The following is a 14875-nucleotide window of genomic DNA, read 5'->3' as shown; positions in this document are numbered from 1 at the left end:
GTCGTGCTCGCTCGTCGGCTCTCGTCAGGCCCCGTCAGGCCTGGTCAGCCGTCGCGTCGTCCGGCCCGTGCGCACCCGCACCGGGGGCGGTCTCGCGCAGCACAGAGCGGGCCGGGCCGAGCAGGACGGCGTCCCGCACGTCGGAGGCGGTCGCCTTGACGTAGATGCCCGTCGTCTTGAGGTCCTCGTGCCCGAGCAGGGCCTGCACCGACGGAGCCGGGACGCCCGAGCGAACGAGCCCCTTGGCGAAGGTGTGCCGGAAGCCGTGCGCCGCCTCGCCGTCCTGCTTGGTCACCCCAGACCGCCGGACCCACGAGTCGACCAGGTGGTTCAGCGCGCCCGGTGTCATCGGGCGACCGTTGGTCAGCCGGAACAGGGGAGTGGTGAGCTCCTGCCGTCCCAGCCGGTGCTCCCGGTCGGCGAGGTACTCCTGGAGGGCGTCGACGGCCTCGGGCGGTACCGGCAGGTTGCGCTGCTTGTTGCCCTTGCCGATCACGGTGAGGACCGCGTCGCCGCCGCCCTCGAGGCGCAGGGACCGGTCGGTGAGCGAGCAGAGCTCGCTGGCGCGCAGGCCGGTGGTGACCAGGACGGCGAACACGGCGCGGTCGCGTGCCGGCCACCGCCGGGCGTCGCGTCCGGGCGCGGGCGTGGAGACGGCGCGGCCGAGCCGCAGCAGCTCGTCGTCGTCCCATCCGGCCGGGAGCCGGCCGGGTCGCACCGGTGCCTCGATGCGCAGCGTCGGGTCGCTGTCCAGGTGGCCCTCGACCTGGAGCCAGTGCGTGAAGAGCTTGAGGGTGCCGACGCGGCGCTGGCAGGTGGAGGCGGCCGAGGTGGTCCGGATGCGGCGGTACGCGGCCTTGAGCGCGTCGGCGGTCAGGTCGCCCACGGTCACGACGGTGAGGGCGTCGTCGCCGGCGTCGTCACCCGCGGTCTGCCCGGGGACGAGCTGAGCGGCCCACGCGCGCAGGTCGAGCCGGTACGCGGCACGTGAGCGCTCGGTCAGGCCACGGCGCGTCAGCGTCGCCCTGTCGGTGAGGAAGGACTCGACGAGGCTGCTGAGCGGGACGTGCCGGGAGCGGGCTGCGTCCTCCGGCGGCCCAGGGCTCTCGTCGGCGATGATCACGGGGGCACCGTAGACCGGGTCGCAGACAACCGGCCCGCGTCCCGGAGGAGGCTGCGGGACACGTCGGGTAGACCTGAGAACTATCGCAGAAATAGGGCGGAAGACGGCGTGATCGGTCGGGGCAGGGATCCGCCGGTGAGCGCCCCGGCGTCCTGGGCCGTCGGACCCGTCGGTGCCCTCGTGTGCGGTCTGGGAGCGCTCGGTGCCGGGTGTGTGGTCGTCGTCCACCGCCGCGCGACGAGGACGTCGGGGTGTCGACGCCCTGGAGGCGCGCGACGCGACTCACGCGTCGCGGCGCGTACGCCGTCGCGCCCGGGACGGTCCGGATGTGGGGACGAACGGATCGGTGGCGCTGGCCCCGATCGACCGTTGGTTGCGGCGAATTCCCGCGATAGTCGGCACTATCGGTGGATTGGTGGCGCCAGGAACCGGCCTGCCGTTACCGCCGATAATGGACATTATGTCAAGCAATGGTTCCGGGAACCTCGTCTGCTCCGTCCTGGGCGCTCCCCCTTCGTCGGACGGGTGATCAGCGCTCGACGACGACGTCGCGGGTCCCCCTACGCCCGACAATGCGTAGGTGGTCACCGTCAACTCGGCCTGGGGGCTCCGGCTGCAGCACGCCCAGTCCTCCCAGTCCGGAATCCGGCTGCTCCGGAGCATCCCTGGTGCCGACGTCCTCCAGGGGTACGTCGTCGGCGTCGGCCGTAAGTGGGTGCTCTTGGCAGGTCTCTCCGGCGCACGTCTCGACGGCTTCGCCGCGGTCCGCGTCCGAGACGTCGCACGGATCCAGCCGATGCCCGCGGGGTCCTTCCCCCAGAAGGTGGCCGAGGCAGCGGGGACATGGCCGCCGAGTGCGCCGGCCACCGCGATCGACCTCGACCGGACCCGCGGACTGATCGAGACGGCCCACGTCGACGCCACCCTGGTCACTCTGCACATCGAGGACCAGGACCCGGAGGTCGGCTTCATCGGAGTCCCCACTCGCTACTCCGACCGCAACGTGTGGCTGCAGGAGGTGACCCCGCAAGCGGTCTGGGACGGCACCGTGTCGCAATGGCGCTTCTCCGAGCTCACTCGAGTCGACTTCGACAGCGACTATGAGAACGACCTGCTCCTGGTCGCTGGTCCCCCACCAAGCCACTGACGCAACGCACTGCCGCACGTAACCACCGCAGCCCAGGGCGCTACGTTCGCGCCGTGCGCATCCTGTCCGTGAATGCCTGGGGCGGGGTGATGCTCGACGAGCTGACGGCCTGGCTACCCACCGTCGACGCGGACGTGGTGTGCCTGCAGGAGATGACCCGGACGCCGGGCCTGCGCGGGTGGACGCGGTTCGAGGACGCGGCGCGCACGCTCCCGCAGCGGGCCGACCTGGTGGCAGACGTCGGCGCGGCGCTCCCCCGGCACGTCCCGTGGTTCACGGTGAGCGACAGCGGTCCCGTGCGCGACGACGCGGGTCGGGTGCACCGCCAGCAGTTCGGCCTCGCCGTGTACACCCACGAGAACCTGGCCGTGGTGGCGACCAGGAGCACTCACGTGCACGGCTCCTACCGGGACCACGGCGCGACGTGGCCGCACAGCGGTCGGCCACGCGCCGCCCAGGTCCTTCGCCTCGTCGACCCGACGACGGGCGAGGCCACGACCATCGGGCACCTGCACGGCCTGCGGGACGAGGACGGCAAGGCCGACTCCCCCGCCCGCCGTGCTCAAGCGGAACGGCTGGCAGGTCTCGTGGTCGACGTCCGGGAACCCGGTGACCGGACGGTCGTCTGCGGCGACCTGAACGTGCTCCCGACCAGTGAGACCTTCGCTGTCCTCGGTCGGCTCGGGCTCACCGACCTGGTCGGTGACGCGGACACCCGCACCTCTCGGTACGCCAAGCCGGTCCGTCACGCCGGCTACGTGCTCGTCTCCGACCCCGACGCCGTCCGCCGCTTCGAGGTGGTCCGCTCCCCCGAGGTCTCCGACCACCGGCCGCTCCTGCTGGACCTGTGAGCGGGACCGGACGTCACGCGCTCGTGAACCCGCGGAGCCGGCGGTTGGGCTGGAGCAGGAGCACCCCCTCGGGCGCGAGCGCCACGAGGAGGAGCGCTCCCTTGACCCACCAGGACGAGGGCACCAGTGCAGCGCCTGCCACGGCCGACCCCGCGCCGACGGCTCGGGCCCAGTGCGCACCACCGGGCAGCACGGTCGGTCGACCGGACCACATGGCGAGGCGCTCCCCGGGGTTGGCTCGCGTCAGTCTGCGCCCGGCGCGCAGGCTCAGCACCGCGCCCCAGGCGACCAGCGCGAGTCCTACGGCACCCGTGCTCACCGGTCGGGGGCGGTGAGGAACGTGCGCAGCGCCGAGACGAACGCCTCCGGCTGCTCGGAGTGCACCCAGTGGCCCGCCCCGCGGATCGTCACCTGCATCGTGCGCGGGAACAGCTCGCGCATCCGCGGTGCGTGCTCGTCCTTGATGTAGTCGGACCGGTCCCCCGCCACCCACAGCACGGGCCGGTCGAAGACGAGGTCGTCGACGTCGGGGAACCCCGCGATCGTGGGCAGGTCCCGGCGCAGCAGCTCGAGGTTGGCCTGCCAGCGGAAGCCGCCGTCGTGCGAGCGCAGGTTCTGCAGCAGGAAGCCGCGGACGCGCTCGTCGTCGATCGGGCCGCGCAGCTGCTCGTCGGCGTCCCCGCGACGCTCCAGGGACGACAGGTCGAGCGCGGCGAGGCTGCCGAGCAGGTGCTCGAACTCCCCCGTCGACCCGCCGGCGACGGGGGCGATGTCGGCGACGACGAGGCGGTCCACGAGGTCGGGGTGGCGCAGGGCGAGGACCATCGCGACCTTCCCGCCCATCGAGTGCCCGACGACGTGCACCCGGCCGTCGGCGGCGAAGCCGGAGCGCAGGTGGTCGGCGACGGCGTCGGCCATGTCCGCGTAGTCGACGGCGTCCGTCCAGGCGGACCGGCCGTGGTTCGGCAGGTCGACCAGCAGGGAGCGCAGCTCTGGCTGCAGCGCCTTGGCGACCTGGGTGAAGTTGCGGCCCTGGCCGAACAGGCCGTGGAGGAAGACGACCGGCTCGCCGTCCTCGCCGATCGTCCGGGAGTGGATGGTCTGCTCGGCGGTGCTCACGGCAGCACCCTAAGCAGGGCCGTGCGCGCGACGGTCACAGGCCGCGGCGCAGCCGGTCGAGGACGGCGCGCGGGTCGCCGACCAGGTCCTCCCCCACTGCGGTCACCACCGTCCGCGAGTCGTCGACGGCGTCCTCGCCGTCGTCCCCGGCCTCGAGCTGATCCTCGAACGGCGCCGGGCCGTCCGTGTCGCCCGACGGGCTTTCTCCTGGCGTGTCGTCGCCCGGCGGGTCGCCGACGGGCGACGCGGCGCGGTCGGTCCGCCACGCCGTGACCGCGGCGACGAGCCGGGCGTAACGCCGCGCGTCGGTGGGGTCGCTCAACCAGGCGTCGGCGGCCACGGCGACGCGTTCGTCGGACGACACCGCCGGCTCACTCCTGGCCGGCGGTGACCCTGGCGGCGGCGGCGACGACGTCCACGAGGTTGCCCGTCCGCTCGAACGTCTGCCGCTGGAACCTCGCCCCGGTCCCCCGCCGCAGCACCTCCTCGAGCCGCTCGTCGACGAGCTTGTCGTCCCCGCTCTCCTGCAGGGCGGGCCGCACGTGGTCGACCAGAGCCTCCAGCACCTCGCGCGCGGGTCGCGGACCGCAGTGCTCCGGGTGCAGCAGCTCGCCGTCGACGCCGCTGCGCCCGGCCCGCCAGTCCGCCAGGCGCAGCAGCGACGTCGGGACGTCGGGGACCGGCTCCCCCGCCGCCCACTCGCGCGCCGCCGTCTCGACCAGGCCGCGGGCGAGGGCGGCGATCAGCACCGTGTCGCGCGGGTTCATGCAGACGTCGGCCGCGCGCAGCTCGACCGTCGGGTAGCGGTGCGAGGCGCGGGCGGTGAAGTAGACCATCCCCTCGTCGAGCAGGACGCCGGTGGCGAGCATCCGCTGGACGGCGCTGCGGTACGCCTCGGCCGAACCGAAGACGTCCGTCGGCCCTGCGGACGGCCACCGGGTCCACACCTGGGACCGGAAGCTCTCGTAGCCGGTGTCCCGGCCCTGCCAGAACGGGGAGTTGGCGCTGAGGGCCAGCAGGGACGGCAGCCAGACGCGGATGCGGTCGATGACGGCGACCGCCTCCTCCTCGGAGTCGATCGAGACGTGCACGTGCAGGCCGCAGGTGAGCTGCTCGTCCGTGGTGACCCCGAAGCGCTCCGCCATCTCCTGGTAGCGCTCGACGTCGGCCAGCCGGGGCGAGACCTGCGTCGGCGCCGTACCCACCGCAGCGATCTTGGCGCCGGCCCGCTGCGCGGCCGCCAGGGCGCGGGCCCGCCACTCGACGACCTCGTGCTCCAGCGCGCCGAGGTCGGTGTGCGGCTTGGTGTCGGTCTCCACCTGCTGCTGCTGCAGCTCGCCCTCCAGCGCACCGCCCGGGTCGCCGTCCGGTGGTTGCTCACCGTCCTCCCGGACCGTCTCGTCGTGCGCGGCGGCCTCCTCCGCGCGACGCAGGACCGCGCCGGCCAGGGCCCGCGGACGGCCCGTCGCGACGTCGACCAGCAGCAGCTCTTCCTCGACTCCGATGCTTCGCACCGAGGCAGTCTGGAGTACGCGTGGCGTCGCCGCTCGTCGGGAACCGAGCCGCCCGGGGACAAGGTCAAGGGCTTGCTCGCCCAGAGGTCAAGGTTCTACGCTTGTCGAATGCGTACAGGTGAGTGGCTGGTGGTCCTGACGATCGACCAACGCGCCTCCCGCACGAGCACCGACCAGGTCGACTCCCTCCTGACCGCACTCAACTCCCCCGCGCTCGCGACGGCACGCGTCCTCGACTTCGAGCGCACCGCCGGTGACGAGGCGCAAGGGGTCCTGCGCGATCCGCTGGCCGCCGTCCGGATCTGCCTCGACCTGGCCGCCGACGGCACCTGGAGCACCGGTCTGGGTCTGGGCGGCGTGCGCACCCCTCTGCCGCGGAGCACCCGCGCCGCGCACGGCCAGGCCTTCGAGCTCGCGCGTGCGGCCGTCGACCGGGCGAAGGACGTGCGGGAGGGGTTGGCGGTCGAGGGTCCCGACCCGAGGGCCGCGGCCGACGCGGAGGCGGTCCTGCGCCTCTTGGCGGCGGTCGTGCAGCGACGCTCGGACGCCGGCCGGGAGGTCGCGCAGCTGCTCGCCGCCGGCCTGACGCAGACCGAGGTCGCCGAGCGCCTGGGCATCTCCAAGCAAGCGGTCAGCCAGCGGGTGCTCGCGGGACTCGTGCAGCACGAGCACGCCGCGCACCCAGGTGCCGCAGCGCTCCTGCGCGCGGCCGCCGGCTCCACCGACTGACGCCACAGGCCCGTCCTGGCGTGGCTTGACGCTGACCACGTCAAGCCCTCTGGCTTGCCCAGGCAGGAGCCCCCGCCGGTCCGCAGGGCGTAGGGCATCCTCGTCGCCGTGACCGCCGTGCTGATGACGATCTCCACGCTGCTCGCCGCGCCCGCCTGGTGGGTCGGTCGGCGCACGAGCGCGTGGGTGCTCCCCCTGCTCGCCGCGGTCGCGCTGGCCGGAGCCGCGCTCGCCCAGGTGGTCCCCGCCGACCTGCCAACCGCCCCCGGTGCGCTCACGGCCGTGGTCGGGGTCGTCGTCGCCGTCGTGGGTGGTGGTCCCGTCACCGTGGCGGTGCTCCGAACCGTCTCCGGGCGCACCGACCTCAACGAACCGGGCCGCCACGAGGCCCCGTCGTCCGCGGGCGGGGACATCGAGGCGGCCGGTGAGGTCCTGCGCGGAGGAGCCTGGATCGGGGCGCTGGAGCGCGCGGCGATCGTCGCGACCCTGGCGACGGGGTGGCCGGAGGGGCTGGCCGTCGTCCTCGCGGTCAAGGGCCTCGGGCGCTACCCCGAGCTCCGTCAGCCCGGTGCCGCCGAGCGGTTCATCATCGGCACCTTCACCAGCGTCCTGTGGGCGGCGGCGTGCGCCGGGGTCATCAGCCTGGCGCTGGCGTGAGTCCCGCGCCGCGACGCGGTGCGCTCCGACGCAGCCACCAGACCCCGACCAGGGGCAGCACCAGCGGCACGAAGCCGTAGCCCCGACCGAACCGCGACCAGACCGTGGCCTGCGGAAAGAGCTCGGGAGCGAGCAGGCTGAAGGTCCCCACGCCCACGACCCCCACGAGCTCCACGAGGACGGCGGCCCAGGCGACCCGGCGCGACACCGGGCCGCGACCCGCGATCGCCACCGTCGCCACCACGTACACACCGGCCGCGAACGCCGACAGCGAGTAGGCCAGCGGCGCGCTGTCCAGGTCGGTGGCGAGCTGGACGCCGGCCCGTGCCGACGCGGACAGCGCGAAGACCGCGTACACGGCGACCAGCAGGCGCCCGGGTCCGCTCGCGCGACCGTCGGCGGGTTCGCCCGGCGCGGTGCTCACGACCAGACCTGCAGCATCCGCAGCACCACCACGACGCAGGCGACGCAGGCGACCGCGATGACGCCGTTGCCCCACCGGCTGCGGTCGGCGATGCCCCACAGCACGCCTGCGGGGAGCAGCACCACCGAGGCGACGAGGTACCCGGCGAACGTCACCGCCCCCACGTCCTGGTCCGTGCGCGCGAGCTGCACCGCCCCGACGAGCGCCTGCACCACCAGCACGGCCTCCGTGCCGACGAGCGCGGCGAGCTGCGGGCCGGACGGCCTGCTCCCCCGCACGGCGCCGACCAGCGCCCACCCCGCCAGCACCAGGCAGGCGGTCACCGTCACCCACGCCAACGCCGAGACCACGTCGGGAGGATAGGTGCGCCGTCCCGCTCTGCGGTCGTCAGGGTCGTGCCCGCGGGAGCGTGCGTAGGGTCGCCGGGTGAGCACCGCACCGACGCTGGTCCTGGTCCGCCACGGCAGGACGGAGTGGTCCGCGGCCGGGCGCCACACCGGGCGGACCGACGTGCCGCTGGACGCCGACGGGGAGGCGCAGGCGGCCCGGCTCGAGCCCCTGCTGGCGGGGCTGGGCATCGTCCACGTGCGCGTCAGCCCGCTGCAGCGCGCACGCCGCACGGCCGAGCTGGCCGGGTTGGTCGCGCCCGGCGACGCACGCGGTGGCGAGGTCGCCGTCGACGACGACCTGGCCGAGTGGGACTACGGCGCCTTCGAGGGCCTGACGACACCGGAGATCCGGCGCCAGGAGGAGGACCCGGCGTGGCAGGTGTTCGCTGCCGGGGTGCGTCCGGGCGGTCCTGGGCAGTCCCCGGGTGAGAACGTGCACTCCGTCGCCGACCGCGCCCGCAGCGTCCTGGGGCGGGTACGCGAGCCGCTGGAGCGCGGACCGGTCGCGCTGGTCGGGCACGGTCACGCGCTGCGTGTGCTCACCACCGCCTGGCTCGGGCTGCCGCCCGACGCCGGGGCGATGCTCGAGCTGTCCCCGGGGTCGGTCAGCGTGCTGTCGTCGCACCACGGGGTGGCGACGATCCGCAGCTGGAACCACGTGCCCGCGACGGCCTGAGGCGCCGGGCGCGCATCGGTCGCCGCCTGTCACCCGTCCACCTCTGCGGTCACCGACAGTGCTCGACCCTCGACTTCAGGTGATCAAACTCGGCACCGCCGGTCACTGTCGGTCGAAACCCGCACTACCGGACGTGATTCATCGCGTCGTTGGTGACACACAGCGCACTCCACCGCTTAGGCTCGCGCCTCGTGGGACGACACTCGACTGCTCGCAGAGCCCGGCCGAAGCTGCCCTGGTGGGCGGCCACGCTCGCCGGCGCCACGGTCCTCGCCCTGGTCGCCGTCCTCGGCGTCCCCGCGCTGCGGGGCGGGGACCGTGCCGGTGCGGCGGAGGGCTGTCGCCCGACCTCGGCCGTGCGCCTCGTGGTCTCGCCGGACATCGCCCAGGTCGTCGGCGAGCTCCTCGCCGAGCCCGTTCCGTTCGGTGAGGACCAGTGCACCCGCGCCGCGCTGCGCACCGTCGAGCCGGTGCAGGCGGCGTCCAGCCTGACGACGCTCGACGCGAGCGCGCTGCCCCACCTGTGGATCCCGGACTCGAGCCTGTGGCTCGGCCGTGCCGGCGAGGTGCCGGTGGAGCCGGTGGGCTCGTTCGCCACCTCCCCCGTCGTCATCGGCACCAGCCGTGAGGCGGCGGACGAGCTCGGCTGGGTCACCGCCTCCCCGAGCTGGGCCGAGGCCGCGCGGTCCGGGCGCCAGCTGGCGGTGCCGGACCTCATCAGCTCCGCCGAGGGCATCGCCGCCCTCGCCGCCATCCGCGCCTCCCTCGGCGGTGACGAGGACGCCGACAACGCCGTCGTCCAGGCGGTCGTGGCCGCCCGGCGCGGTGAGGTCCCCACCGCCGCGCAGGCGCTGACCCTGGCCGCGGACGGCGGCGCCAGCGCACCGCTCGTGCCGCTGTCCGAGCGCGACGTGCACCTGATGAACCGCTCCCGGCAGGAGTCGCGGCTGATGGCCGTGTACCCCTCCGATGGGTCGCCGTACCTGGACTACCCGGTCATCAAGGTCGGCGCCCAGGACAAGACGCCCCCCGAGGCCGTGGCCGCCGTCGTCCAGGCGCTGGCCAGCGACAAGGCGAAGGAGGCCGCGCGCCTCGCGGGCTTCCGTGACGTCGCCGGGACGTCGGCGACCGGGACCTCGACCGAGGGCACCCAGGCTCCGGCGCCGCAGGCGCTGGCGACGGACCCGCAGGACGTCGCCGCGATGCTCTCGCGCCTCTCCAGCCTCTCCGCGCCCTCGCGGGTCCTGACCGTCTACGACGTGTCGACGTCCATGGCCGCCACCGACGGCGGCCGCCAGACCCGGATCGAGCTCGCCCGGGACGCCGCGAAGTCCGCACTGGCGGTGTTCCCCGACAACAGCCGCCTCGGCGCCTGGGTGTTCGCCTCCCGGATGCAGGGCGACCAGGACTGGGCGGAGCTCAGCCCGACCCGCGAGCTCACCGAGGAGGTCAACGGCGTCACCCAGCGCGAGTACCTCGCCGGTGTGCTCGACACGTTGCCGGACCGCCTGACGCCCGGCGGGACCTCGCTGTACGACACGACCCTGGCCGCCTTCCGGCACATGCAGCAGACCTACGACGAGGAGGCCGTCAACACGCTGACGGTCATCACCGACGGCAAGAACGAGGACAGCACCGGGATCCAGCTCGAGCAGCTGCTGTCCACGCTCGCCGCCGAGCAGGACCCGGACCGCCCGATCATCATCGTGACGATCGGACTGGGTCCGGACGCCGACGACCAGGCGCTGTCGCAGATCGCGACGCAGAACGGCGCGCAGCACTTCCAGGCGGACGACCCGAACGACCTGCAGAACGTGCTGTTCGAGATGCTGCGGCGCAGGAGCTGAGCACCCGGGTGCCGGCCCTGCGCCCGACGCCGACGGCGCCCTCCCCTGCACCAGGGGTGGGCGCCGTCGGCGCGTCAGCCGGTGGGTGAGCCAGCCGGTCGGTGAGTCAGCCGGTCAAGCGGCGAGGGGTGCCCGGGCCGGTGGTCGCCGACAGGTCCGCGAGCATCGTGTGCCGGTCGCGGGTGGCCACGAGCAGCGCGGGGTCGAGGTCGGCCACGACGACGTCCTCCTGCCCCGCGCGGGCGCGGCCCAGAGCGCGGGACTCGGGGTCGAGGACGGCGCTGCCGCCGCCGAAGCAGTAGGGCTCGGGCCCGCCCACGGCGTCGGCCAGGACGACGAAGAGCCCGTTCTCCACCGCCCGGGCGCGGTAGTACACGTCCCGTCGGTGCTCGGCGCCGACGCGGTAGGCCGACGAGCACGCGTAGACGTGGGCCCCGTGCTGCGCGTACCCGCGGGCGTGCTCGGGGAAGCAGCCGTCGTAGCAGACCGCCAGACCGACCAGCCAGCCGTCGAGGTCCAGCACGGTCCCGCGGCACCCGGCGGTGAACAGCGCCGTCTCCTCGGGCGGGCACAGGTTCTGCTTGCGGTAGGCCTCGCGGACGCCACCGTCGGCGGCGACTACGAGCGTGGACAGGTGCCGCGCGCCGTCCGGTGCGCGGACGGCGGCCCCGACGAGCACCACGCTGCCGGCGGTCCGCGCCGCGCCGCGCAGGGCCTCGAGGCGGGTGTCGGTGACCTCCCCGTCGGCGTCGGCGTCCACGTCCGCGTCGGGGTGCGCCGCCAGGGTCGGTGGGTGGTACCCGGGCAGGAAGAGCTCCGGCAGGACGACGAGGCGGGCGCCGCCCGCACCGGCCCGGGCCACGAGCCGCGCCGCCGTCGCGACGTTCCGGGCGACGTCCCCGGGGACGGCGACGGCCTGCGCCGCCGCCACCCTCAGCGGTGTGGACGGAACCGGCGCCCCCGCGGTCACCTCCCGTCCTGCGTCTCGACGACGAGGACGAGGTCACCTCCCTCGACCTGCTGCACGGGCCCGAGCGCGACACGGGCGACGCGGCCCGCCACGGGGCTGGTGATCGACGCCTCCATCTTCATCGCCTCGATGGTCGCCACCGTCGCACCGGCCTCGACCCGGTCGCCCTCGGACACCTTGAGGCTGACCACGCCGGCGAACGGTGCCGGCACGTGCCCCGGCCGGCTCGGGTCCGCCTTCTCCGCGGCCTTCACGTCCACCGTGACGCCGCGGTCGCGGACCTGCACCGGGCGCAGCTGCCCGTTGAGCGTGCACATCACCGTGCGCATGCCGCGCTCGTCGGCGTCGCCGACGGCCTCGAGCCCGGTGATGAGCTTGACCCCGCGCTCCAGGGTCACGACGTGCTCGTCGCCGGGCCGCAGGCCGTACAGGTAGTCGATCGTGTCGAGGACGGAGACGTCGCCGTACGTCTCGCGCACCGTCGCGAGCTCGGCCGCCGGACCGGGGAAGAGCAACCGGTTCAGGGCGTCCCGGCGCACCGGGCCCTGCTCCTGCAGGGCGGGGCGCTCCTCCGGTGGCACCTCGGCCTGGCGGACGGGGACGTTGCGTCCCTGCAGCGCCTTGGTCCGGAACGGCTCGGGCCAGCCGCCGGGCGGGTCGCCGAGCTCGCCGGACAGGAAGCCGATGACGCTGTCGGGGATGTCGAAGGACTGCGGGTCGTCGGCGAACGCGACCGGGTCGGCGCCGGCGGCCACGAGGTGCAGGGCCAGGTCACCGACCACCTTCGAGGACGGCGTGACCTTGACGAGCCGGCCGAGGATGCGGTCGGCGGCGGCGTACATCGCCTCGATCTGCTCGAACTTCTCACCCAGGCCCAGGGCGATCGCCTGCTGGCGCAGGTTGGACAGCTGGCCGCCGGGGATCTCGTGGTCGTAGACCCGGCCGGTCGGGCTGGGCAGCCCGGACTCGAACGGGGCGTACACGCGGCGGACCGCCTCCCAGTACGGCTCGAGGTCCATCACGGCGCGCAGGTCCAGCCCCGTGTCGCGCGGGGTGTGCGCGAGCGCCGCGACGAGCGCGGACGCCGGGGGCTGGCTGGTGGTGCCGGCCATCGAGGCGGTGGCGACGTCCACGGCGTCGACGCCGGCGTCGACGGCGGCCAGCAGGGTGGCGAGCTGGCCGCCGGCGGTGTCGTGGGTGTGCAGGTGCACGGGCAGGTCGAACCGCTCGCGCAGCGCGGTCACGAGCGTGCGGGCGGCGGGCGGTCGCAGCAGGCCGGCCATGTCCTTGACGGCGAGGACGTGCGCGCCGGCGTCGACGACCCGCTCGGCGAGCCGCAGGTAGTAGTCCAGCGTGTACAGGGACTCGTCGGGGTCCGTGAGGTCGCCGGTGTAGCAGACGGCGACCTCGGCGACGGCGGTACCGGTCTCGCGGACGGCCTCGATCGCCGGGCGCATCTGGTCGACGTCGTTGAGGGCGTCGAAGACGCGGAACACGTCGACGCCGGTCGCGGTCGCCTCCTGCACGAACGCCCGGGTGACCTCGGTGGGGTACGGCGTGTAGCCGACGGTGTTGCGCCCGCGCAGGAGCATCTGCAGGCAGAGGTTGGGCATCGCCTCGCGGAGCCGGGCGAGGCGGTCCCAGGGGTCCTCGCCGAGGAAGCGCAGGGTGACGTCGTACGTCGCGCCGCCCCAGCACTCCACGCTGAGGAGCTCCGGGGTGGTGCGGGCCACGTGCGGGGCCACGGCCAGCAGGTCGCGGGTGCGCACCCGGGTGGCCAGCAGCGACTGGTGGGCGTCGCGGAACGTGGTGTCGGTGACGGCCACGGCCTGCTGGGCGCGCAGCGCAGCGGCGAACCCCTCAGGGCCCAGCTCGAGCAGGCGCTGGCGTGAGCCGTCCGGTGGCGCGGTCTCCAGGTCCGCCGCGGGCAGCTTGGTGGCGGGGTCGAGGTCGACCGGGGCGTCGCCGTGGGGCTTGTTGACCGTCACGTCGGCGAGCCACGTGAGCAGCTTGGTGCCCCGGTCGGCGGACGTGCGTGCCGACAGCAGGTGCGGGCGCTCGTCGATGAAGGACGTCGCGAGGTCGCCGTCGATGAACGCCGCCTCGTCGAGCACCGCCTGCAGGAAGGGGATGTTCGTGTGGACGCCGCGGATGCGGAACTCGGCCAGGGCCCGCCGGGCGCGCCGGACGGCGGTCGGGAAGTCCCGGCCCCGGCAGGAGAGCTTGACCAGCATCGAGTCGAAGTGCGCGCTGATCTCGGCGCCGGTCGCGGCGGTGCCGCCGTCCAGCCGCACGCCGGCGCCGCCCGCCGACCGGTAGGCGGTGATCCTGCCGGTGTCGGGGCGGAAGCCGTTGGAAGGGTCCTCGGTGGTGATGCGGCACTGCAGGGCGGCGCCGTTGACGCGGATGGTGTCCTGGCTGAGCCCGAGGTCGGCCAGGGTCTCCCCCGACGCGATCCGCAGCTGGGACTGGACGAGGTCGACGTCGGTGACCTCCTCGGTCACCGTGTGCTCGACCTGGATGCGGGGGTTCATCTCGATGAACACGTGCTGGCCCGCCCGCGGGCCGGTGGTCTCGACGAGGAACTCGACGGTGCCGGCGTTGACGTAGCCGAGCTCGCGGGCGAACCGGACGGCGTCGGCGCACAGCGCGTCGCGCAGCGCCGGGTCGAGGTTCGGGGCGGGCGCGATCTCGACGACCTTCTGGTGGCGGCGCTGCACCGAGCAGTCCCTCTCGAAGAGGTGCACGGTCTCGCCGGTGGCGTCGGCGAGGACCTGAACCTCGACGTGCCGGGGGCGCTGGACGGCCTGCTCGAGGAAGACGGTCGCGTCGCCGAAGGCGCCCTCCGCCTCGCGCATGGCGGTGGCCAGGGCGTCGGGGAGCTCGGCGGGGGTGTCGACGCGGCGCATCCCGCGGCCACCGCCACCGGCGACGGCCTTGACGAAGACGGGGAAGCCGACGTCATCGGCGGCGGCGAGCAGGGTGTCGACGTCCGCGGAGGGGGCGCTGGAGCGCAGGGTGGGGATGCCCGCGGCGCGGGCGGCCTCCAGGGCGCGGACCTTGTTGCCGGCCAGGGTCAGGACCCGGGCGTCGGGGCCGACGAAGGTGATGCCGGCGTCGGCGCACGCCTGCGCGAGGTCGGGGTTCTCGGACAGGAAGCCGTACCCGGGGTAGACGGCGTCGGCGCCGCACTCGACGGCGACCCGGACGATCTCGGCGACGTCGAGGTAGGCCCGGACCGGGTGGCCCTTCTCGCCGATGAGGTAGGACTCGTCGGCCTTGATCCGGTGGACGGCGTTGCGGTCCTCGTGGGGGAAGACGGCGACGGTGCGGGCGCCGAGCTCGTAGGCGGCGCGGAAGGCGCGGACGGCGATCTCGCCGCGGTTGGCGACCAGGACCTTGCGGAACACCGGGACCTCCTGGGGGCGT

At 74.3% G+C, this 14875-nt stretch carries 15 protein-coding genes; 6 read left to right on the top strand and 9 right to left on the bottom strand.

What is annotated here, in order from left to right; translation table 11 throughout:
- Positions 1 to 34: 34 nt before the first annotated feature.
- Positions 35 to 1123: a tyrosine-type recombinase/integrase gene (locus ACYVQV_RS00615; protein WP_461021315.1), complete on the bottom strand. Its 1089-nt coding sequence runs from the start codon at positions 1121 to 1123 to the stop codon at positions 35 to 37.
- 580 nt (positions 1124 to 1703) lie between these two features.
- Here ACYVQV_RS00615 and ACYVQV_RS00610 point away from each other — a divergent pair.
- Both ACYVQV_RS00610 and ACYVQV_RS00605 read left to right on the top strand, forming a co-directional pair.
- Entirely contained in the window at positions 1704 to 2270 is a 567-nt protein-coding gene (locus tag ACYVQV_RS00610; RefSeq protein WP_461021314.1) for a hypothetical protein, read from the top strand.
- 53 nt (positions 2271 to 2323) lie between these two features.
- Positions 2324 to 3121, top strand: a complete 798-nt coding sequence (locus ACYVQV_RS00605) for an endonuclease/exonuclease/phosphatase family protein (RefSeq protein ID WP_461021313.1) — start codon at positions 2324 to 2326, stop codon at positions 3119 to 3121.
- Positions 3122 to 3134: 13 nt separating this feature from the next.
- On the opposite strand, the gene ACYVQV_RS00600 is transcribed toward ACYVQV_RS00605, so the two are convergent.
- The 4 genes from ACYVQV_RS00600 to ACYVQV_RS00585 form a co-directional block, all read right to left on the bottom strand.
- On the bottom strand, positions 3135 to 3263 hold the full coding sequence (locus ACYVQV_RS00600; RefSeq protein WP_461021312.1) for a hypothetical protein: 129 nt from the start codon (positions 3261 to 3263) through the stop codon (positions 3135 to 3137).
- 173 nt (positions 3264 to 3436) lie between these two features.
- Positions 3437 to 4240: an alpha/beta fold hydrolase gene (locus ACYVQV_RS00595; protein WP_461021311.1), complete on the bottom strand. Its 804-nt coding sequence runs from the start codon at positions 4238 to 4240 to the stop codon at positions 3437 to 3439.
- A 34-nt stretch (positions 4241 to 4274) separates the two neighbouring features.
- A complete protein-coding gene (locus ACYVQV_RS00590; RefSeq protein ID WP_461021310.1) occupies positions 4275 to 4604 on the bottom strand; it encodes a hypothetical protein in 330 nt (109 codons plus the stop codon).
- 7 nt (positions 4605 to 4611) lie between these two features.
- The gene (locus tag ACYVQV_RS00585; RefSeq protein WP_461021309.1) at positions 4612 to 5754 is read right to left on the bottom strand and encodes a glutamate--cysteine ligase; all 1143 of its coding nucleotides are present in this window, start codon (positions 5752 to 5754) and stop codon (positions 4612 to 4614) included.
- A 108-nt stretch (positions 5755 to 5862) separates the two neighbouring features.
- Between ACYVQV_RS00585 and ACYVQV_RS00580 the strand changes: the two genes are divergently transcribed.
- On the top strand, positions 5863 to 6483 hold the full coding sequence (locus ACYVQV_RS00580) for a helix-turn-helix domain-containing protein (RefSeq protein ID WP_461021308.1): 621 nt from the start codon (positions 5863 to 5865) through the stop codon (positions 6481 to 6483).
- Between the two features lie 108 nt (positions 6484 to 6591).
- Positions 6592 to 7140: a hypothetical protein gene (locus ACYVQV_RS00575; RefSeq protein WP_461021307.1), complete on the top strand. Its 549-nt coding sequence runs from the start codon at positions 6592 to 6594 to the stop codon at positions 7138 to 7140.
- On the opposite strand, the gene ACYVQV_RS00570 is transcribed toward ACYVQV_RS00575, so the two are convergent.
- Together ACYVQV_RS00570 and ACYVQV_RS00565 are read right to left on the bottom strand one after the other, a co-directional pair.
- A complete protein-coding gene (locus ACYVQV_RS00570) occupies positions 7121 to 7564 on the bottom strand; it encodes a hypothetical protein (protein WP_461021306.1) in 444 nt (147 codons plus the stop codon). The genes ACYVQV_RS00575 and ACYVQV_RS00570 overlap by 20 nt on opposite strands.
- On the bottom strand, positions 7561 to 7914 hold the full coding sequence (locus tag ACYVQV_RS00565; RefSeq protein WP_461021305.1) for a hypothetical protein: 354 nt from the start codon (positions 7912 to 7914) through the stop codon (positions 7561 to 7563). The genes ACYVQV_RS00570 and ACYVQV_RS00565 overlap by 4 nt, the downstream gene beginning before the upstream one ends.
- A gap of 76 nt (positions 7915 to 7990) precedes the next feature.
- Between ACYVQV_RS00565 and ACYVQV_RS00560 the strand changes: the two genes are divergently transcribed.
- On the top strand, positions 7991 to 8629 hold the full coding sequence (locus ACYVQV_RS00560; protein ID WP_461021304.1) for a histidine phosphatase family protein: 639 nt from the start codon (positions 7991 to 7993) through the stop codon (positions 8627 to 8629).
- Positions 8630 to 8820: 191 nt separating this feature from the next.
- Positions 8821 to 10476, top strand: a complete 1656-nt coding sequence (locus ACYVQV_RS00555) for a substrate-binding domain-containing protein (RefSeq protein WP_461021303.1) — start codon at positions 8821 to 8823, stop codon at positions 10474 to 10476.
- A gap of 106 nt (positions 10477 to 10582) precedes the next feature.
- Here the strand turns inward: ACYVQV_RS00555 and ACYVQV_RS00550 are convergent, their stop codons facing one another.
- Complete coding sequence (locus ACYVQV_RS00550) at positions 10583 to 11407, bottom strand: carbon-nitrogen hydrolase family protein (protein ID WP_461021302.1); 825 nt, start codon at positions 11405 to 11407, stop codon at positions 10583 to 10585.
- A 35-nt stretch (positions 11408 to 11442) separates the two neighbouring features.
- Positions 11443 to 14856 carry a pyruvate carboxylase gene (locus ACYVQV_RS00545; protein WP_461021301.1) on the bottom strand — a complete coding sequence of 1138 codons (3414 nt, stop codon included), beginning with the start codon at positions 14854 to 14856 and terminating at the stop codon, positions 11443 to 11445.
- Between the last annotated feature and the right edge of the window lie 19 nt (positions 14857 to 14875).

It is taken from the genome of Thalassiella azotivora, from assembly GCF_054781695.1.
This window is presented reverse-complemented; position numbering and strand designations above follow the sequence as displayed.

Coding starts and splice junctions, on each gene's coding strand:
- ACYVQV_RS00580 (WP_461021308.1), top strand. CDS start 5,863: ATGCGTACAGGTGAGTGGCTGGTGGTCCTGACGATCGACCAACGCGCC.